This is a genomic window from Desulfuromonas sp. CSMB_57 (assembly GCF_020194955.2).
Classification (GTDB): domain Bacteria; phylum Desulfobacterota; class Desulfuromonadia; order Desulfuromonadales; family Syntrophotaleaceae; genus JAFCIY02.
In genome coordinates, this window is record NZ_JAFCIY020000023.1 from 190,762 (window position 1) to 211,135 (window position 20,374).

Consider the following 20,374-nt stretch of genomic DNA (forward strand, 5'->3'; position numbering starts at 1 on the left):
ATTTTTCGCATGGATATCACAGGGGCGAACAAAGTTCGCCCCTGCCGGAGATGGGTCGGACGCCGTAGATGGAATTTTTACAGCCTGGGCAGACTGTCTACCAGTTTTTTCACCTCCGCGACGGAATGATGGAAAAGCTGCCGTTCCTCATCCGTCAAATCGAATTCCACAATCTGCTCGACTCCGCCGGCCCCCAGTACGCAGGGCACTCCGACATAATAGCCTTGTACCCCGAACTGGCCTTCCAGCAGGCAGCAAACCGGCAGTAGTCGTTTCTGATCGTGCAGCACTGCTTCCACCATGGCCAGGGCACTGGCGGCCGGCGAGACGAAGGCGCTGCCGGTGCGCAACAGATCCACCACCTCGCCGCCCGCATTTTGGGTGCGTGCCACCAGTTGCGTCATGACCTCCCGGGCCCGGCCCTCGTCCCCGTACTTGCGGGTCAACAGGTCCAGGACCGGAATGCCGTTGACATTGGCAAACCGCACGATGGGAACCATGGTGTCGCCATGCCCGCCCAGCACCATGGCCTTCACATCCCGTACCGATACGCCCAGTTCCCAGGCAATGAAGGTGGCGAAGCGGGCCGAGTCCAGAACTCCGGCCATGCCCATGACGCGATGGGCCGGAAAGCCGGTCAGGCGCTGGCACAGGGTGACCATGGCATCCAGAGGATTGGACAGCACGATGACGACGGCTTCCGGTGCATGCTGACGAATGCCGGCGGCGACGGCGGCCATGATGCGGGCATTGGTTTCGACCAGGTCCTCGCGGCTCATGCCCGGTCTGCGCGGCACCCCGGCGGTGACCACGACGATGGCCGCACCGGCAATGTCCTCCAGGCGGTTGCTGCCCGTCAGGCGGATATCGAAATTTTCCACCGGCCCCGCCTGGGCCAGATCCAAGGTCTTGCCCTGCGGCAGGTCGGGAACGATATCGTACAGGACAACATCGCCCAATTCCCGCAAGGCCGCCAGGGTGGCCATGGTGCTGCCGATCTGGCCGCCGCCGATCAGGGCGATTTTCGGTTTAGCCATGCAAACTCCATTGCAGCTGTTGCGCCGCTGTTGCAATCCCGACAAAATACCTTCAGCCTTCAGCCTTCAGCCTTCAGCCTTCAGCCTTCAGCCTTCAGCCTTCAGCCTTCAGCCTTTTTCATATTTTCAATCAGCGCCCCGGCGAATTCCGAACATTTGAGCAGAGTGGCGCCCTCCATGAGACGCTCGAAATCGTAGGTCACCTGTTTGGCGCCGATGGTCTGCTCCATGGATCGAATGACCATGTCGGCCGCCTCCTGCCAGCCGAGATGTTCGAGCATCAACACCCCGGACAGGATGACCGAACCCGGGTTGACCTTGTCGAGGTTGGCGTATTTCGGGGCCGTGCCGTGGGTGGCTTCGAAGATGGCGTGCCCGGTCAGGTAGTTGATATTGGCGCCCGGCGCGATGCCGATGCCGCCGACCTGGGCGGCCAGGGCGTCGGAGAGATAATCGCCGTTGAGGTTCATGGTGGCGATGACGTCGAATTCCTTGGCCCGGGTCAGGATCTGCTGCAGGGCGATATCGGCGATGGCATCCTTGATCATCAGTTTGTCGCGCCATTGGCCATTGCCGTGGGTGGCCATCAGGGACGCCAGGGTGGCGCCGACTTCCTCCCGCACCGCCTGCTGCTGGTCGGGGGTCATCATGTCGTAGCCGGGATCGATCATGCGCGCGATCTCTTCGTCGCTGAGGGCCGAATTGCGATCCTTGTTGTCGAGGATCCAGCTTTCCCGCGCGGTAACGCATTGGCTGCGGAATTCCCGTGCCGCCAACTCATAGCCCCAGCTTTTGAAGGCGCCCTCGGTATATTTCATGATGTTGCCCTTGTGCACCAGCGTCAGGGATTGGCGACCGTGCTTCAAGGCGTATTCGATGGCGGCGCGAATCAGACGCTCGGTGCGCGGGCGCGAGATGGGCTTGATGCCGATGCCGGTGGCGTCGGGAAAGGGAATCTTGGCGACCTTCATCTGCTCACGGAGGAATTCGATGACGGTTCGGGCTTCCGGAGAACCGGCTTCCCATTCAATGCCGGCATAGATATCCTCGGTGTTTTCGCGGAAAATGACCGTATCTACGTCTTGGGGGCGTTTCACCGGGGACGGAACGCCATTGAAATAGCGCACCGGCCGCAGGCAGACATAGAGATCCAGCTCTTGACGCAGAGCCACATTGAGAGAGCGGATACCACCGCCGACGGGGGTGGTCAGGGGGCCCTTGATGCCGACCAGGAACTCCTTGAAGGCGCGCAGGGTTTCCTCCGGCAGCCATCCCAGCCCGAGGTTGAAGGCCTTTTCGCCGGCGAAGACTTCCATCCAGCTGATGGCCCGCCGGCCGTCGTAGGCCTTGTCCACGGCGGCGTCAAGCACCCGCACCGCGGCCCGCCAGATGTCCGGACCCGTGCCATCGCCCTCGATAAAAGGGATGATGGGATGGTCGGGAACCTGCAAACGGCCGTTTTCAAGTTTGATGCTTTCACCTTGGGGAACCTGGCAGTGTTGATAAGTCATTGCAAACCTTCCTTTGCTGGGCATGGCGTCGAAATACCTTGGTGCCATGGCGGCTGGAATAATTTTTTTTTGGCCGGCCTCGCGCTGCGGGAACGGACCGTCACTCCGCGGCAGCCGGAAAAATCTTGGATCGTCGGGCTTTCTCCCGGGCAGCCCGTTTTTCGCTTTCCTTCAGTTCCCGAGGAATGTTGAGGGTTTGTCCGCCGTGGATTTGGCGCGGATCGCGAATCTGATCGCGGTTGGCCTGGTACAGCAGGGGCCACAGCAGAGCATCGCCATAAATTTCACGGCGTGCGGCAATCGTCCAGAGGGTTTCGCCCTCGCGAACCCGGTAATACAGGGGCGGCGGTGGCGGTTTGGGGGGTTGGGGCGGCGGCACGGGACGGGCGGTTATGGCGCGCTTGGTCTGGGGTGTCGGCCGGATGGGTTTTTCCTCCGGAAGTTGCTGGGAACGCAAAATTTCCTGGGCGCGAATTGTCTGCAGTTCGCGATTGGCTTGTTCCTGTTCGGCAATGCGCATGGCCCGTCGGGCATAGTCTTCGGCAAAGGGCAACACCTCTTCGGCCATGCGATATTTTTTCTGTTGGATCAACTCCTCGGCGCTGCGCAAGGCCTCTTGGGCGGAGCGATATTCCGTGGGGGCCAACACCGGGGCCTCGGCGGCCCGCGCCTCTTCAATAGCCGTCCGGGCGGCCTGCAGTTGCAGGCTCGGGGGCTTGGCGCAGCCGCCTGCCAGAAGCAGCAGTCCCACTAAGAGCAAAGAGTATCCGGCCATGGTCCCGTTTTCGCCTGAGCCCGGCGACCCCGCAACATGCAGGGCGCCGGACCGGTTTGGTGCATTACTTGCTGCGAATCGCCCGACGGATGGAAAGTTCCCGCAGCTGCAGGTCGTCCACCTCACCCGGCGCTTCGGACATCAGGCAGGTGGCCTTCTGAGTTTTGGGGAAGGCGATGACGTCACGGATGGAATCGGAGCCGGTCAGCAGCATGATCAGTCGATCGAGGCCGAAGGCGATGCCGCCATGGGGCGGGGCGCCATAGGCCAGGGCGTTGAGCAGGAAACCGAATTTTTCCTCGGCTTCCTCGGCACCGATGCCCATCAGGGAGAACATCTTGTTCTGGACGTCCCGGTCGTGGATACGAATGCTGCCGCCGCCGATTTCCGAGCCGTTGAGAACCAGGTCGTAGGCCTTGGCGCGGGCCTTGCCCGGCTCCGTTGCAAGCAGGGGCAGATCCTCGTCCAGGGGAGCGGTAAAGGGATGGTGCACGGCAACGTGGCGACGGGTTTCCCCATCCCATTCCAGCAGGGGAAAGTCGGTGATCCAGACAAATCGGTAGTCGTCCTTGCGGGCCAGTCCCAGTTTCTGGCCGAGCAGATTGCGCAGCCGGCCCAGGGATTCGTTGGTCACCTTCCAGGTATCGGCCATGAACAGCAGCAGATCGCCCGGTTCAAGGCCGGCGGCGCTGCCGATGCGGTCCATTTCCTCGGTGGTGAAAAATTTAGCGATGGGCGACTGCCAGCTGCCGTCCGCCTGGACCTTGACATAAGCCAGCCCCTTGGCTCCGTAGATCTTGACGAATTCGGTCAGATCATCCAGTTCCTTGCGGGAAAACCCGGCGCAGCCCTTGGCATTGAGCAGTTTGACGATGCCGCCGCCGGCGACCACGTCGGCAAACACCTTGAATCCGCAATCCTTGACCAGTGCACTGATTTCCACCAGTTCCAGGCCAAAACGCAGATCGGGATTGTCCACGCCGAAGCGGGCCATGGCTTCGGCATAGGTCAGGCGGGACATGGGCAGGGTCAGTTCGATGCCCAGGGCGTCGCGGAAGACCTTGGCAATCATGCCTTCCATGATGTCCATGATATCCTGGCGATCGACAAAACTCATTTCGCAGTCGATCTGGGTGAATTCCGGTTGACGGTCGGCCCGCAAGTCTTCATCGCGGAAACACTTGACGATCTGGTAATAGCGGTCGAACCCGGAAACCATGAGCAGCTGCTTGAAGAGCTGCGGCGACTGCGGCAGGGCATAGAAAGTGCCGGGATTGACCCGACTGGGAACCAGGTAGTCGCGGGCGCCTTCCGGGGTGCTTTTGGTCAGAATCGGGGTTTCGATATCGATGAAGCCGTGGTCGTTGAGATAGTTGCGGACCGTCTGGGAGACCCGGTGGCGCAGCAGGATGTTGCCCTGCAGGGAAGGCCGCCGCAGATCGAGATAGCGGTACTTGAGTCGTACGTTTTCAGCGACATCGGCGTAATCCTCAATCATGAAGGGTGGCGTCTGGGCGCTGTTGAGCACCCGCAATTCCCGGACTTCCACCTCGACTTCGCCGGTCGCCATCTTCGGATTGACGGTTCCCTCCGGCCGGGCGGAAACTATGCCTTTCACCGCCACGACGAATTCGCCGCGCACCCGCTCGGCTTTGCCGTGGGCATCGGGATCGCGGTCCGGATCCAGGGCCAGCTGGGCGATGCCATCCCGATCCCGCAGATCGATAAAGATCAGGCCGCCGTGATCCCGGCGTCTCTGGACCCAGCCCATGAGACACACTTCACGACCGATGTCGGCCGTAGAAATCCGGCCGCAGTAGTGGCTCCTCTTCCAATCACCCAGTATGTCAGTCAAGTTCAACTCCTAAATTGGTTCGGCCCGTTACGGGTCGGCAAAAAGAATACAGGAATTCGCCACGGTCATCAGACGTGAAGAATTTGCAAGTATAAGGGCGGCCGGGCGGCAGCGTCAAGAGCAGTCCGCCAGGCGGGAGTTCAAAACCGCCGCCAGTTCCTGCAGGGCCACGGTTTCCTGGCTGGCATCGTCCATGTTGCGCAGGGGCGCCTGTCCGGCTGCCAGTTCGTCGTCACCGACAATCAGGGCATAGCGGGCGTTGAGCTTGCCGGCCCGGCGCATTTGCGCCTTGAGGCTTTTGCCGGAAAAATCCATCTCCACCTTCAGCCCGCGCTGCTGCAAATCGTTCATGAGCAGAAAGCAGTGACGGGCGGCGGTTTGGCCCAGCGCCGCGAGGAACAGTTCCGGCCGTTGGGCGGTGGCGGGATTCTGGCTTTTCAGCAGCACCAGGCGTTCGACGCCCATGGCGAAGCCGATACCCGGCAAGGCCGGTCCGCCCAGATCGCTGATCAGGCCGTCATAGCGGCCGCCGGCGGCGACGGCATTCTGAGAACCCAGTTGGCCGGTGACCATCTCGAAGGTGGTCTTGGTGTAATAGTCCAGGCCGCGGACCATGCGAGGATTGACGCTGTAATCCAGCTCAAGGGCTTCCAGGTAGTTGCGCACCTGGCTGAAGTGCCCGGCGCAGCCGCCGCACAGATGATCCAGCACCGAGGGGGCCGCCGTCGTCGCTTCCTGGCAGGCCGGAACCTTGCAGTCGAGCACCCGCAGGGGATTGGTCTGGCAGCGGCGTTGACAGTCGCTGCACAGGACGCTCCGGCGTTCGTCGAGAAATGCCACCAGGGCCTGACGATACGCCGGTCGGCATTCCGGGCAGCCGAGGGAATTGATCTGCAAGGAAACCTGGTCGATGCCGACCGCCTTGAAGTAGTGGCAGAGCATGGCCAGAACCTGGGCATCCATCATCGGGTCGTCGATGCCGACGGCCTCGGCGCCGATCTGGTGGAACTGACGGTAGCGCCCCTTCTGGGGTCGTTCATAGCGGAACATGGGGCCCATGTAATAGAGCTTGGCTACCGGATCCTGGGCATGCAGCCGATGTTCGATAAAGGATCGCATGACCGGTGCGGTGCCTTCCGGGCGCAGGGTCAGAGAGTTGCCGCTGCGGTCCTCGAAGGTATACATTTCCTTCTCCACGATGTCCGTGGCCTCGCCGATGGAGCGGCAGAACAGCTCGGTCTTTTCCAAAACCGGGACGCGGATTTCGTTGAATCCGTAGAGTCCGAAGATACGATGCGCTTCCCGTTCCAGAAACTGCCAGGTACCGACTTCGTCCGGCAGGATGTCGTTCATTCCCTTGATGCCAGTAATGCTCACGGATGCTCCCCTTGAAATCAAAAACGGCCCCTGCGACGGCGTCCGGCAAGGATGCGGCCGGCCTCCGTCCGCGGCGCTCTGGACAATATAAGACCCGCGCTCCTATGGAAAGGGGTGGGCGGGTCGGAACTGCGGAGGATGAAATTTTAGAAAAATTCATCCGTGGACCTTGTTTCAGCCCGCAAGCCGAAACAGGAGTCCTGGTTGCTCAATGGTCCTTTTCGGCCTGCAACTGCCAGGCGCCGCGCACCACGTTGCGGTTCTTCTTGCCTTCATACATGGCCAGGTCGGCCAGGTGGATGATGGCCTGTTTGCTGTTGGCATCACCGGGAAAGGTGGCATAGCCGATGGTCGCCGTCAGGCGGGCCGGATGCTCCGTTCCGGCCAGGAACTCGTGTTTTTCGATGCTGGCACGAATGCGTTCCGCGACGATGGCCGCGCCCTGGGCTCCGGTCTCGACCAGGAAACCGGTAAATTCATCGCCGCCGTAACGGAACAGCAGATCCGAATCGCGAACGCTTTGCTGAAGCAGGATGGCGATTTCGCGCAGGGCCTGGCTGCCGGCCAGATGTCCGCGGGTATCGTTGACCTGTTTGAAGAAATCGATATCGACGAAGATCAGGGAAAATTCCAGACCATAGCGCTCCGCGCGGTGGATCTCCTGATCGAGGATGACCTGCAGATAGCGAAAATTGTGCAGACCGGTCAGATCGTCGATGAAAATCAGGTCGCGGGCGTTTTTGTAGCGGCAGGCGTTTTCAAACCCCAACGCCGTCTGTTCCAGAAGAAAGAGCAGGTTTTCCCTCGGCAGGGGGCTGCGGAATTCCCCCTCGACGGGGTTGCAAAAGGCCAATGCCCCGCACAATCCGTAACTGGAGCTGAGGGGAAAAAGGCCGATGGTCTGCATCCCCGGGGGTTGGAGGGGCAGGCTCGAAATCCGCTCCGTCGTCAGAATCTGCAGTTTGCCGGGCTGTTCCAGGTACGGAGCCAACCCTTCCAGCAGCGTCAAGGCCTCCTCGTCCCGCAGGTCCTGCAGGGCCGCCAGTTCGATTTCGCCGTTTTCCGGCATCAGCCAGGCAAACCCGCGCCCTCCTTGGGTCTCATGCAGCACGGCGGCCAGGGCTTCAGTGAACAACTGTTCGAAGTCCAGGCGGGAGGCGAGGATCTGACCCTTTTCGTAGAGGCGGATCTGGCTTTTCAGGTGAGTATTTTCATCCAGCAGATGCCGCTGCTCGACGCAGGTGCGCACCACATGCAGCAATTCGGCCGGATCGAAGGGCTTGACCAGGTAATCCCGAGCCCCTTTTTTAAGCGCGGTAATGGCGGTTTCCACCGTGGCATGGCCGGTGGCGAGGATCACCTCGGGGGGATTTTCAAGTTGCCGCGCTTGCTCCAGGACTTCCAGGCCATCGATGCCCGGCATGACCAGATCGATCACGGCCAGGTCGATGCCGCCGGCTCTCAGGCGCACCACGGCGTCCTCTCCCGACGCCACGGTTTCCACCTGGTAACCGTTGCTGATCAATAGATCCGCATACAGTCGGCGAAAGAAAAGCTCGTCATCCACAACCAGAACGGTTGATTTTTTCATCCGGCTTTTCTCCTGGATAAATGATGGATAAACCTAGCAAAGTGCCATCATACTGTCAACGGAAAAGCCCTTTGCTCCAATGAGCGGGGCGCCATCCCGCGCCGTGGGTGGTAAATCGCAGAGTGCCGTGGGCATCGGTGCGCCACAAGCTCAGGTCATGCCGTGCCAGGTCCCGTTCGACCTCCCCATGGGGAAAGCCGAAGGGATTGCGGTGGCCGAGGCTGGCAAAGGCCTGTTGGGGCCGGAATGCATCCAGCAGCAGACCGGGGCGGGAAAAGCGGCTGCCATGGTGCGGCAGCTTGAGCAGGGTTACCGGCCGAGATCCGCGGTGTTCCAACAGGTCCCTGACACCATCCTCCTCCAAATCGCCGGTCAACAAAACTCCATCACGGCCATGGCGGGCGTAAAAGACCACGGAACGGTCATTTACCTTGGCCTGGTTCTGACAAGGCACGTACAGTTCAATGGCCGAAGCCTCGGCAGCGGCGACGGTATGCCAGCCCCTGGTCAGTGTGCGCAGGGGAATGCGGCGCCGCTCCAGCACTTCGCGCAGGGGCGGCCAGAGTTGCTCCGAAGGGATGGCGCTCCAGAAAGCAGCCACCGGATAGTGCTCCAGGACATACACTAAGCCGTTGCGATGATCGGGATGGTCATGAGTCAGGATGACCGCCGACAGGGGGCGACCGCCCAGGCGGCCGAGGGCCGGTGCCACGAGGCGTTCGCCGACATCGAAGGGGCTGTGGGCAAAGCCGCCCCCGTCAATCAAATAGCGCCTGCCGGCAGTGTCCGTGACCAGGCTGGCATTGCCCTGGCCGACACTGAGAGCGGTTACGGTCAGGTTCGATGCCGGCCACAGGGGGCATAGAAACAGCAGCACGGCGGTGCAGAGGCAGGCCGCCCGGCGCCGGCGCCATGCGCCGGGGAGCAGCAGCACCAGAACCAGCAGGCTCAGCCCCACCAGGCGACTGGTAGGCCAGAACACCAGGGAACCGGCCAGGCCCGGCCAATTCAGCAAGGCGGCCGCCGGGCGCAGGGCGGCTTCGGTCAGCATTCCCGCCAGGACGAAACAGAACCGCCCGGCAGCCGGCCAGACGGAACTCAGGAGCGTCCCTCCCAGACCGGCCGGTACGGCACCGAAACCGATGAAAGGTACCGCCCAGAGATTGGTCAGCAGAGCGGCCGGTGCCAGCATGTGAAAGTGCCACAGGACCAGGGGCAAAGTGGTCAGACCGGCAGCCGTGGTGGCCAGGGGCACCTGCAGCAGGCGTCGCGGCCAGAGGGGCAGCCGCCGCAGGGGTCTGGACCAGCGCGGCAACAGCACGACCATGCCCAGTACGCCGGCAAAGGAGAGCTGAAATCCGGCCTCGAACAGGGCCAGGGGATGCCAGGCGAGCAGCAGCAGGGACACTGCCAGCAGCACGTCGAGGGGGCGGCTGACGCGTCCGCGCCACAGCAGCCAGGTGCCTGCCGCCGCCGTCAGCAAAGCCCGTTGGGTGGCCAGGGCCGCGCCGGTCAGGTGGAGATAGAACCCTAATCCGGGCAGCAGGAGGGGCGGCAACAGCCTTATCGGAGGTGCCAGCAGCATGAGCCGGGAACTGCGCCGGTACAGGGTGCGAGCCGGCGCATAGCAGAGCAGGGCCACCAGACCGAGATGCAGTCCGGAGATGGCGAACAGGTGGGACAGGCCGGCCCGGGCCAACACCTGGCGTTGCTCGCTGCTCAGAGCGGATTTGTCGCCGATGACCAGGGAGCGTACCAGGGCCGCCTGAGGTTCGGGCAAGGTTTGGTCGATGGTACGGCCCAGGCGGGCGCGCCGGCGTGACAGGCGCTGGGCCATGCCCTGCGGCGGCGGTCGGTGCAGCAGTACCATGGAGGACGGGTCGGGCAAAAAGGCGGTGGCATGAATGCCGCGTGCCGCCAGATAACGCGGATAATTGAATTCGCCCGGCGTTCCGAAGCTTCGGGGGCGCCGGATACGGGCGGAAAAGGCCACCCGATCGCCGGCGGTCAGGTCGCCGGGACTTGCCTCACCACGCAGGCGCAATCTGCCGTGCAGGGGTTTGATGGCGTCCCGCTGCCGGGCGCCATACACCTGCACGTCTGCCTGGAACTCTTCTGCCGGACCGTAGTTGAAGTTTTCGATCCGGCCGAAAAAGGTGGCGGCGTCGCCATCCGCATAGGTCAGCACATGGTCGGTCGCTGTCGGCGGGGTGCGGACCAATCCGTACATGGAGCCGCCCAGCCCAATAAAAAACAGGCCCAGCAAACCCGCGGCCAGGCGCTGGTGCCGCAACGGCAACCACAGCACCAGGGGCAGCAGGGGCGGCAGGGGGGCGGTTGCAACAGCGGCCAGCAACAAGCCTGTGACGTAACATGACAGGACCGCGATCAGGTTCATCCGCAAATCATCCGGTTGCGCCGGCCGCCCGGAAAATGCCGCGGGATCAGGCCAGGTGACGCGTGGCTACGGTTTCCGGCTCGGCTGACCGTCGCTTCGGCCGACTGGGACCGGCTGCGGTCAGGTGGTCATGAGGCTCGGATCTGGCAGGCTTTTCCGGACCGGCAACGGGTACGATGCAACTGGCGTACAGGGCGCCGAGGAGTAGCAGCAATTCCATCATGGGACACCTCCTGATGTGGTGTCCCCAGTATAGGAGGCGATTGTGACAGAATATGTCACAGATCCGTGGCGCGGCAGCAGGAAACGGTCTGCGATCGGCCGGGATCCTCAGGCAGAGCCGAGGAACAAATCACGAGTTTGCTCAAAGGCGTCCCGGGTTTCCTCGATCAGGGCCTCGATGTCATCGGCATCGAGCCCCAGTTCCCGGCTGGCCGCCAAGCCGACAATATCCAGGTCGGGCTGGGGCGTGCGCAGGCCGATGCCAAGGCGTCGGCAGCAGTGATCGGCGACGGCGACGATGCGTGCCAGAGTGCCGGCAGCCTGGCCGATAGGGTTCTCGGGTGGCGGGTCGCCGTGGTACAGGGTGCTGGCTACCAGGGCTGGTGCGAAATGCCAATGGTCCAGCAGCGCGGCGCCGATAGCGGCGTGGCAGAAGGGAAAATATTTCCGTTCCAAGGCCGCCAGATTCCCCTCGCCATTGTAAACCGCCTGGATGAGCCGGGAGTAGTTGTCCGGAGCGAGGTTGTTCATGGCAATCTTGCCCATATGCCGGAAGAGGCCGCCGAGAAAAGCTTCCTCGGAATCGTAACGGCCGGTTTTGCGGGCAAGGGCCCGGGCGCAGAGGGCGCCGCCGATGGCGTCTTCCAGCAACAGCTTCTCGGTCAGTCCGAAGCGGCGGCTCATGCTTTTCACACTGGCCGCCATGACCAGGCTTTTGATGGTGGTCAGACCCAGCACCGCAATGGCGCCCTCCAGGGTGCTGATCTGGCGCTGCAGGCTGTAAAGGGAACTGTTGGCAACCTTCAGGATGCAGGCGGTGATGGCCGGATCCCTGGTGATGATGGCGGCGATGTGGCGCGGTTCCCAATCATCATCCTGAACGGCGCAGAGAAATTCGCTCAGGATATTGGTCATGGCGGGCAAGTCCTGAACGGCGGCCAAGGCGTTGGCCAGTTCCCCATCCTGCTCGGCCCATTGAGAAAAGGTTTCCCCCGTGAGGTGGCTGATGCTCATCTGTTGATTCTGCTTTCCTAAAAAATGGTCAGAATTTAAAGCGTCGCATGCTCACGTTGAGCAGCATGCCGACTCCGATCATGGTGGTGATCATGCTGGTTCCGCCGTAGGAGAAAAGGGGCAGGGGGACCCCGACCACCGGCAACAGGCCGATGACCATGCCGAGATTGATGACGATATGCCAAAACAGCATGGCGGTGACACCCACGGCCAGGAAGGTGCCGAAGCGGTCGGCGGCATGGCGGCCGCTGCGCAAGCCCCAGAGCACGATAAGCAGGAACAGTGCCAGCAGAACCAGGCAGCCCCAGAAACCCCATTCTTCGGCGAACACCGAGAAGGCGAAATCGGTATGCCGTTCCGGCAGGAAGGACAGTTGCGACTGTGAGCCTTTCATGAATCCTTTTCCGAAAAAACCGCCGCTGCCGACAGCAATTTTGGATTGGATAATGTGATAGCCGGCACCCAAGGGGTCCCCTTCGGGATTGAGAAATGTCAGGATGCGTTGCTTCTGGTAATCGTGCAGCAGGAACCAGCCGCCGCCGGCTCCCGCCAGGCCGGTGGCGGCCAGAAACAGCAAGGTGCGGGTGCCGATGCCGGCAAACAGGGCCATGGTGCCGCCGATGGCCAGGACGATCATGGCCGTGCCGAGATCCGGCTGCTTCATGATGAGTGCCGTCGGGAGAGCCAGGAGCAACGCGGGAATCGCCAGTTCCCGGAGGGAAAAGGGCAGCGGCTGGTCGTGTCGGGTAAAATAGCAGGCCATGGTAATGATGATGACGACCTTGGCCAGTTCGCTGGGCTGCAGTTTGATAAACCCCAGGTTGAGCCAGCGGGTGGCGCCCATGGAGGTATGGCCGACGGCCAGGACCAAAACCAGCAGTAGCAGGGTGATGCCGTAGAGAGGAAAGGCCATGTGTTCCAAACGCCGGTAATCGACGGAACAGATGATCAGGACGATGATCAGTCCGACACCCAGCCAAGCTATCTGCTTAAGATAGTAGGGCAGCGCGGAACTGCTCCAGGAGGCCGTGACGCCAACCAGGTTGAGCACGCCCAAGGCGGCAATGACCAGTACCACCAACAGCAGGGCCCAGTCGAAATGGGTGAGCAAACGACGGTCGAACATGGCAATCACTCGCTGGTCGAGGTGAAAGGAGCTGCGGCTTCCGCCGCTGCCGGCGGTTCCGCGCCCGGAACTTCATCTGTTCCGTCGGGAGGACCGGCGGCCGTTGCGGGCGCCGGCAGCGCAGTGCGCGGGGTCGGCACCCGGTCCTGCTCGAGTTTGAAATAACGGGCGATGATGGCTCGCGCGATGGGCGCGGCGGCGCTGCTGCCGTGGCTGCCATGTTCCACCACGACGGCGACGGCGATTTCCGGGTTGCCGACCGGTGCAAAGGCCGTGAACAACGCATGGTCGCGCAGATGGTAGGGGATCTCCGACTCCCGCCGGCGCACGGCGCCCATGCGTGCCACCTGGGCCGTGCCGGTCTTGCCGGCGTAGGGCAGATCCGGCAGGCGCTGTTGCCAGGCCGTACCGCCGGGCTCGTTGACCACCGCCCACAGGGCTTCATGAACCGCCTTCAGGTGGGCCGGTGCCACCGGGTGACGCTGCAGGATCTGCGGTTGGAAAGAGCGGACCACCCGGCCTTCAACATTTTCGATGCGGCGCACAATCTGCGGTCGGTAGACAGTGCCGCCGTTGGCCACCGCCGCCATCATGCTCGCCAACTGCAAGGGGGTGGTCAATACATAGCCCTGGCCGATGGCGGCGATGACCGTTTCGCCATGATACCAGGGGGCGTTGAAGCGGGCCCGCTTCCATTGGCGGTCGGGAATCAGTCCCTTGCGTTCTCCTCCAAGCAAAAAGCCGAGTTCCTCGCCCAGGCCGAACTCGCGGGCGGTTGCCGCCAGGCGTTCGATGCCCAACTGCTGGGCTACCTCGTAGAACCAGACATCACAGCTTTCCTTGAGGGCCTTTTTGAGATCGGTCACTCCGTGGCCTTCCCATTTCCAGCAACGAAAGGTGTGGTTGCCCAGTTTGCTGGCACCGGTGCAGTAGACCCGGGTGTCGGCCGTCGCGACCCCGGCCTTGAGGGCGGCCAGGGCGGTGACGATCTTGAACACCGAGCCCGGCGGATATTGACCGCGGAGGGATTTGTTTTGCAGGGGGTGGCGGGAATCATTCTGCAGCGCCTGCCATTCCTTGCTGGTCAATCCGCGGGCGAACTGGGCCGGATCGAAATCGGGTTTGCTGACCATGGCCAGTATTTCGCCGGTGCGCACATCCATGACCACGGCGGCGCCGGCCCGGTCGCCGAAGGCCTGCTGGGCGGCTTCCTGGACATCGGCCCTTAAGGTCAGATAGACCCGATGCCCGGAAACCGGTTCCTGGGTGCGCAGGATGCGCAGGGTTTTGCCCAACACGTCCACCTCGACCCGGCGCTCCCCGTCCTGGCCGGCCAACCAGGACTCCAGGCCTCGTTCCAGGCCGGATTTGCCGATGAAATCGCCGGGCTGGTAATGGGCAAAGCTTTGGGAGCGCAGTTCCTCTTCGGTCACCTCTCCCAGGTAGCCGATGAGGTGGGGGGCGAGAGGACCGAGGGGAAAGGAGCGTACCGGCCGCACCTCTGCCAGGACGCCGGGGAGATCGACGGTGTTTTCCATGACCCGTTCCAGGACCGGGCGCTCGACATCCCGAGCCAGGGGTACGGGGCGGAAACGAGGGCCGCGCAGTCCTGCCTGCCAGCGCTCCTTGAGAACCTCGACATCCAGTTCCAACAAGACGCTGAGACGATTCAGAAGTGCTTCGGGATCGTCCACCTCCTGGCGCAGAACAGAGATATCAAAAGCCGGCCGATTGTCGGCCAGGAGTTGGCCGTTCCGGTCGTAAATGCCGCCGCGCGGCGCAACGATGGGGATGTAGCGGGTTCGATTGCGCTCGGCCAGATTCCGATAATGGTCCGCCCGGATGATTTGCAGGTACCAGAGGCGCAGGACGAGCAGCAGGAAAAAACCGGTTGCGCACAGAGCCAGAACGACGAACCGCTTTTTCAGCAGGGGATTTCCGGTCCAACCGGAATTGAGACTCATGGCCGCCCCCGCAGCAGGCTGCCGGGACGTCGGGAGCCGCGCTGGCGGCCGCGCCGCCAGAATCCGACCAGCATCAGGAAGGCCGTGGTCGCGGCCAGATTGACCAGGGCCTGGAGGGGATACTGCCGCAGCAGCAGAGCCCAATAGCCGTTGGCTTCGGTCAGAAATGCAAAAATGAAAATCAGCAGCAGCGATTGCCACAAGGTGCCGGTCAGCACCAGAAACACGAGCAGCAAAGGGCTTTCACTGTTGAGGTGCTCGGCCATGGCGCGGACCGTGAAGAACAGCAGCAGGAACACCAGGCCGTGCAGGCCGAGTTCCGATCCGCTCATGCAGTCGCGCAGAATGCCCAACAGCAGAGCGGCGGTCCCTCCCGTCAGCCAAGTCTGTCGCAGCCCCAGGGAAATGACCAGCAGGAGCAGCAGATCCGGTTTGCAAGCCAGACGGGAAGGAGGCAGGGTTTCCAGGAACAGCAGCAAAAACCCGAGCAGAAGTACCCAAAAAAGCTTCTTCATGGTTGCGGATCCAGCAGCACCAAAACCTCTTCGAGGCGGGAAAAGTCCACCGCCGGAACAAGTCGGATGGTTTGGAACAGGCCGTATTTGCTCTCGTCGATGCGCAGGACCGTGGCCACCGGCAGGCCTTTGGGGAAAATTCCACCGGTTCCGGCAGTCAGCACCAGGTCGCCCGGCACGATATCTTCCTGCAACAGGGCGTAATCCATGCTCAAGCCGTTGCCGTGGCCGCGGCAGATGGCACGCGCCCGGCTGCGTTGGACCAGGACGGCCATGGCCGAGGAAGCATCGGTGACCAGCAGTACCCGGGCTTCCCGCTCGGCACAGCGGATGATGCGGCCCACCACTCCTTCGGCGACGATCACCGGCAGGCCTTCCCGCAACCCGTCACGGCGACCCTTGTCGATGACGACGGTGCGGAACAGGCTGCTCGCGTCCTCGCCGATAACCCGCGCGCCGACCGCGTTCAGACCTGCTTCCTGTCGCAGTCCCAGGAGTTTTTGCAGACGCTGGTTGGCCAGGCGCAACTCGCTGTGGGTTTTGAACTCGGCCCGCAAACGGCGGTTTTCGGCCCGCAGTCGCTCATTTTCCCGGGCGGTTTCAACCAGCCAGAAATAACGGGTCCAGACCTGGCCGATGCTGCCGGTGACGGCGTCCACGCCGCGCAGCAGCGGACCCATGGCGGTCAGGACCGTACGCTCCACCGCACTGGTCCGGGGTTTTTCCCGCAGGTTGGCCGAGTAGATGAGCAAGGCTGTCAGCAGCAGGCCGAGCACGGTCAGCGGAGTCCGGTATTTTCTGAGGAATTCCAGCATGTCACATTCCGGAGCGCCAACGCAAAAGAGGGCATCGGCCCCCTTTTGACAGAATCATCGACAATGGATGGGTGGCAAAAAGAACGACCGTCAGGACGAGACGGTGACCCGGCGCAGCAGATCGAGCTCATCCAGGACCTTGCCCGAGCCGAGGGCGACGCAGGACAGGGGATCCTCGGCGATGACCACCGGCAGGCCGGTTTCTTCACGCAGCAACAAATCGAGGTTGCGCAGATAAGCGCCGCCGCCGGCCAGAACGATGCCCTTGTCGACGATGTCCGCGGCCAACTCCGGCGGAGTGCGCTCCAGGGCCACGCGCACCGCTTCGACAATGGCGTTGACGGTTTCGGTCAGGGCTTCGAGGATTTCGCTCGAATCGATCTCCAGGGTTTTGGGGATGCCGGAAACCAGGTCGCGGCCCTTGACTTCCATGCGCCGGATTTCCTTGTCGGGCAGGGCACTGCCGATTTCGATCTTGATCTGTTCGGCGGTGCGTTCGCCGATGAGCAGATTGTATTTGCGTTTCAGGTGCTGGACGATGGCTTCGTCCAGTTTGTCGCCGCCGACCCGCACGCTCTTGGCATAAACCACTCCGGCCAGGGAGATGACGGCCACTTCCGTGGTGCCGCCGCCGATGTCGACAATCATGTTGCCGGAGGCTTCGGTGATGGGCAGTCCGGCGCCGATGGCGGCGGCCATGGGCTCTTCAATCAGGTAGACTTCACGCGCGCCGGCGGATTCGGCCGATTCCTTGACGGCGCGTTTTTCCACCTGGGTGATGCCGGAAGGCACGCAGATGATGATGCGCGGCCGCACCAGGGTCTTGCGGTTGTGGACCTTTTGGATGAAATAGCGCAGCATTTCTTCGGTAATATCGAAATCGGCGATGACACCGTCCTTCATGGGGCGGATGGCGACGATGCTGCCCGGGGTGCGACCGAGCATTTTTTTGGCCTCCATGCCGACCGCCAGAACCTTGCTCTGGCCCATTCGGTCCTTCTGGACGGCGACCACGGAAGGCTCGCTGACCACAATTCCCTTGCCCTTGAGATAGACCAGGGTGTTGGCGGTGCCGAGGTCGATGGCCAGGTCGTTGGAGAACAGGCCGAGAATGGCATCGATAAAGTGAAACATGGCGGAGTATGGCTCCTTTCGTCCGGTTGCCGTGCGGGGTACCGGTCTGTTGACGGTGAGGAAGGAAAATGGGCTTCACCCTACCAAAATGCCGTCGGTTTTTCAAGGGCCAAAAGGGAAAAACCAGTTGCAATTCAGGGTCCGATTGTCTAACATTCCCTTTTCATTTTTGGTTGCATTTTCCGCAGTAAAGGAGCCTATGGGTAATGCTTGACCTGATTAGAAAAAAGCAGCGGTCGGTGTTGATAAAAGTCGTGTTCTGGACCATTATCGCGGCTTTTGTCGGCACCATCTTTCTGGTCTGGGGCAAGGGCGGCGGTCCAGGCGGCAGCGGTGAGGGCATCGCCCGGGTCAATCGCGACCACATCAGCCACGAGGCCTATCAGACCGCTTACGACAACCTGCGCCGGCTTTACCTGGGCATGTATGGCGAACGTTTCACGCCCGAGATTGAACAGCAACTGCAACTCGAGCGGCAAGCCCTCGATGCGCTCATCGAGCAGACCCTGCTGCTTCAGGAAGCCCACAGATTGGGGCTGAAGGTCGGCAAGCAGGAGCTGATTGCCGCCATCGCCGAAAATCCCTATTTTCAGGAAGAGGGTGCCTTCAGCAAGGCCAAGTATCTGCGCATGCTGGCGGCACAGCGGATGACCGCCGATCGCTTCGAGGAGGAGATGGGCCGGCAGTTGCTGCTCAACAAGGTCAAGGCCCGCATTGAAGCCGGCGCCAAGGTGGAGCAAACCCATATCGAGCAGGAGTACCGGCGGCGTCACGATCAGGTCAATCTGACTTACGTGCGTTTCATGCCGGAGGTTTTCCAAGCCCGGGCCAAGGTCGACGACCAGGTGCTGCGCGGCTATTTCGAGGAAAACCGAGAGCAGTACCGGCTGCCGGAGCGGATTGCGGTGCGTTATCTGCGTTTTGATCCGGAGCGGTTTGCCGGTCAGGTCGAGGCATCCGACGCTGAATTGGCCGACTGGTACCGCCGACACCAGGATCGGTTTTATGTTCCGGAGCAGGTCCGGGCCGCGCATATCCTGGTTCGCGTCGGTGCCGACATGCCGGATGAGGAACGTGCTGAAAAGCGGGCACTGGCCGCCAGGATCCTGGCGGAGGCTCGTGGGGGCAAGGACTTCGCCGAATTGGCCCGGCGCCATTCCGACGACGCGCGGACGGCTGGCAACGGCGGCGCCTTGGGATTTTTCTCGCGCGGCACCATGGTGCCGGAATTCGAGAACGTGGCCTTTTCCCTCAAGCCCGGCGAAATCAGCGATTTGGTGGTGACGGGCCTCGGTTTCCATATCATCCGAGTCGAAAATCATGTCGCAGCCGGCAGTCGCCCTCTGGCCGAGGTTCGCGAACAGGTATTGGCCGGCTATCGGCAGGACCGGGCCCGGCAACTGGCCATGGAAGAGGCCATGGATGCCTATCAGCGTCATCGTCAGGAGGGCCGCCTGGAGTCGACGGACGGGTTGCAGGTTCAGCAGACCGGACTGTTTGCCCGTGGCGAGCAACCTGAAGGACTGGCCGATCCCCAACTGGTTGAAGCTCTGTTCACTCTGCGTGAAGGGCAGTTGGGGCGCCCCATGAACCGCGCCCAGGGGGTGTACCTGTTTGCATTGCACGAGCGGCAGGCGAGCCGGATTCCGGACTTCACGGCGGTGCGGGAGACGGTGGAAAAGGATTATCGGCGCAGCCAGGGAGTGGTGTTGGCGCGCGCGGCGGCCCAGCAACTGCTGGACGCGGTCAAGGGCGGCAAGCCCCTGGCCGAGGCCGCCCGGCAGGCCGGTGTGTCGGCGGACGAAACGGGATTGTTTGTGGTTGGCGAGGATCAACATATTCCCGGCCTGGGGGTTTCCGCTCCCTTGGTCGAGGCGGTGTTCAAACTGTCCGAAAAACAACCCCTGGTCGAACAGGTGTTGGCCATCGACGGCCAATGGGTGGTGGTGCAACGCAAGGATTGGCGCCCGACGGATATGACCGGTTTGACCGCAACGGTGCGACAGGCCCTGGAACAGGAACTGCTGGCCCGCCAGCAACGCAAATTACTCGAAGAACGCTTGAAAACCTTGCGGGCCGAAGCCCGTATCGAAATCGATCCAGTGTTACAGAATGCCTTGGGAGGAAATAAAGCATTATGATGCCGCTGCTGTTACAAAGTGAACTGCCGGGATTGAATCTGGTCAATCGAGGCAAGGTCCGCGACATTTACGATCTGGGCGAGTCCCTGCTCATTGTCACCACCGATCGCATCTCCGCCTTTGACGTAGTGATGAACGAGGGGATTCCCTACAAGGGTTTTGTGCTGACCCAGATTTCCCGTTTCTGGTTCGAGCACATGGCCGATATCATCCCCAACCATCTGCTGGCGACGGAAACGGATGACTTTCCGGCCGTTCTGCAGCCCTACCGGGAGCAACTCGCCGGCCGCAGCATGGTGGTGCGCAAAGCCCGTCCGCTGCCCATCGAATGCATCGTTCGCGGTTATCTGGCCGGATCCGGGTGGAAAGAATACCGTGCGCAGGGAACCGTGTGCGGCATTCCGCTGCCGGCCGGTCTGCGCGACGGCGATCGGCTGCCGGAGGCCATCTTCACCCCTTCGACCAAAGCCGAGCTGGGTGCTCACGACGAAAATATCTCTTTTGCCCAGGCCGTCGGACTGTGTGGCGAGGAGGTGGCCGGACAGGCTCGGGATGCGGCCCTGAAGATCTATGATCTGGGTCGTCGGGAACTGGAAGCCAAAGGCATCATTCTGGCCGACACCAAATTCGAATTCGGGTTGGTGGACGGCAAGCTGATCTGGATCGATGAAGCACTGACCCCCGACTCCTCGCGCTTCTGGCCGCGCGACCAGTATTGCCCCGGCGCCGCTCAGCCCAGTTTCGACAAGCAGTTTCTGCGCGATTACCTGGAAACCCTGGACTGGAACAAGCAGCCGCCGGCGCCGCGCCTGCCGGAGGAAATCGTACGCAAGACTTCGGAAAAATATCTTGAAGCCCTGAAGCGGATCACCGGCCGCGAGGTCTGAATCCAACGGAGC

Annotated in this window: 16 protein-coding genes; 2 read left to right on the top strand and 14 right to left on the bottom strand. The window is 62.1% G+C overall.

Annotation, left to right across the window (positions count from 1 at the left end; all coding sequences use genetic code 11):
* Window positions 1–77: 77 nt before the first annotated feature.
* From mdh to JQN68_RS07030, 14 genes are all read right to left on the bottom strand, one after another.
* On the bottom strand, window positions 78–1,037 hold the full coding sequence (gene mdh / locus JQN68_RS06965) for a malate dehydrogenase (RefSeq protein WP_225072894.1): 960 nt from the start codon (window positions 1,035–1,037) through the stop codon (window positions 78–80).
* A 101-nt stretch (window positions 1,038–1,138) separates the two neighbouring features.
* The gene (gene icd, locus JQN68_RS06970) at window positions 1,139–2,548 is read right to left on the bottom strand and encodes an NADP-dependent isocitrate dehydrogenase (RefSeq protein WP_225071707.1); all 1,410 of its coding nucleotides are present in this window, start codon (window positions 2,546–2,548) and stop codon (window positions 1,139–1,141) included.
* Window positions 2,549–2,648: 100 nt separating this feature from the next.
* Entirely contained in the window at window positions 2,649–3,299 is a 651-nt protein-coding gene (locus JQN68_RS06975) for a LysM peptidoglycan-binding domain-containing protein (RefSeq protein WP_225071710.1), read from the bottom strand.
* 88 nt (window positions 3,300–3,387) lie between these two features.
* Complete coding sequence (gene aspS / locus JQN68_RS06980) at window positions 3,388–5,178, bottom strand: aspartate--tRNA ligase (protein ID WP_225071706.1); 1,791 nt, start codon at window positions 5,176–5,178, stop codon at window positions 3,388–3,390.
* Window positions 5,179–5,292: 114 nt separating this feature from the next.
* Entirely contained in the window at window positions 5,293–6,531 is a 1,239-nt protein-coding gene (gene hisS / locus JQN68_RS06985) for a histidine--tRNA ligase (RefSeq protein ID WP_225071709.1), read from the bottom strand.
* Between the two features lie 232 nt (window positions 6,532–6,763).
* Window positions 6,764–8,146 carry a GGDEF domain-containing response regulator gene (locus tag JQN68_RS06990; protein WP_225071705.1) on the bottom strand — a complete coding sequence of 461 codons (1,383 nt, stop codon included), beginning with the start codon at window positions 8,144–8,146 and terminating at the stop codon, window positions 6,764–6,766.
* A gap of 55 nt (window positions 8,147–8,201) precedes the next feature.
* Entirely contained in the window at window positions 8,202–10,544 is a 2,343-nt protein-coding gene (locus JQN68_RS06995) for a DNA internalization-related competence protein ComEC/Rec2 (protein WP_225071704.1), read from the bottom strand.
* A gap of 46 nt (window positions 10,545–10,590) precedes the next feature.
* Window positions 10,591–10,767 carry a hypothetical protein gene (locus JQN68_RS07000; protein ID WP_225071703.1) on the bottom strand — a complete coding sequence of 59 codons (177 nt, stop codon included), beginning with the start codon at window positions 10,765–10,767 and terminating at the stop codon, window positions 10,591–10,593.
* Between the two features lie 107 nt (window positions 10,768–10,874).
* Window positions 10,875–11,780: an HDOD domain-containing protein gene (locus tag JQN68_RS07005; RefSeq protein WP_225071702.1), complete on the bottom strand. Its 906-nt coding sequence runs from the start codon at window positions 11,778–11,780 to the stop codon at window positions 10,875–10,877.
* Between the two features lie 28 nt (window positions 11,781–11,808).
* Window positions 11,809–12,906 carry a rod shape-determining protein RodA gene (rodA, locus tag JQN68_RS07010; RefSeq protein WP_225071701.1) on the bottom strand — a complete coding sequence of 366 codons (1,098 nt, stop codon included), beginning with the start codon at window positions 12,904–12,906 and terminating at the stop codon, window positions 11,809–11,811.
* A 5-nt stretch (window positions 12,907–12,911) separates the two neighbouring features.
* Window positions 12,912–14,870 (bottom strand): penicillin-binding protein 2, encoded by a 1,959-nt coding sequence (gene mrdA, locus JQN68_RS07015; RefSeq protein ID WP_225071700.1) that lies wholly within the window; start codon window positions 14,868–14,870, stop codon window positions 12,912–12,914.
* A complete protein-coding gene (gene mreD, locus JQN68_RS07020; RefSeq protein WP_225071699.1) occupies window positions 14,867–15,385 on the bottom strand; it encodes a rod shape-determining protein MreD in 519 nt (172 codons plus the stop codon). The genes mrdA and mreD overlap by 4 nt, the downstream gene beginning before the upstream one ends.
* Window positions 15,382–16,200: a rod shape-determining protein MreC gene (gene mreC, locus JQN68_RS07025; protein WP_225071698.1), complete on the bottom strand. Its 819-nt coding sequence runs from the start codon at window positions 16,198–16,200 to the stop codon at window positions 15,382–15,384. Before mreC ends, mreD begins: the two co-directional genes overlap by 4 nt.
* Window positions 16,201–16,290: 90 nt before the next feature.
* A complete protein-coding gene (locus JQN68_RS07030) occupies window positions 16,291–17,334 on the bottom strand; it encodes a rod shape-determining protein (protein ID WP_225071697.1) in 1,044 nt (347 codons plus the stop codon).
* 206 nt (window positions 17,335–17,540) lie between these two features.
* On the opposite strand from JQN68_RS07030, the gene JQN68_RS14625 reads away from it, so the two are divergent.
* The gene (locus tag JQN68_RS14625) at window positions 17,541–19,475 is read left to right on the top strand and encodes a SurA N-terminal domain-containing protein (RefSeq protein WP_283775420.1); all 1,935 of its coding nucleotides are present in this window, start codon (window positions 17,541–17,543) and stop codon (window positions 19,473–19,475) included.
* On the top strand, window positions 19,472–20,362 hold the full coding sequence (locus JQN68_RS07040) for a phosphoribosylaminoimidazolesuccinocarboxamide synthase (RefSeq protein WP_225071696.1): 891 nt from the start codon (window positions 19,472–19,474) through the stop codon (window positions 20,360–20,362). Before JQN68_RS14625 ends, JQN68_RS07040 begins: the two co-directional genes overlap by 4 nt.
* Window positions 20,363–20,374 lie beyond the last annotated feature (12 nt).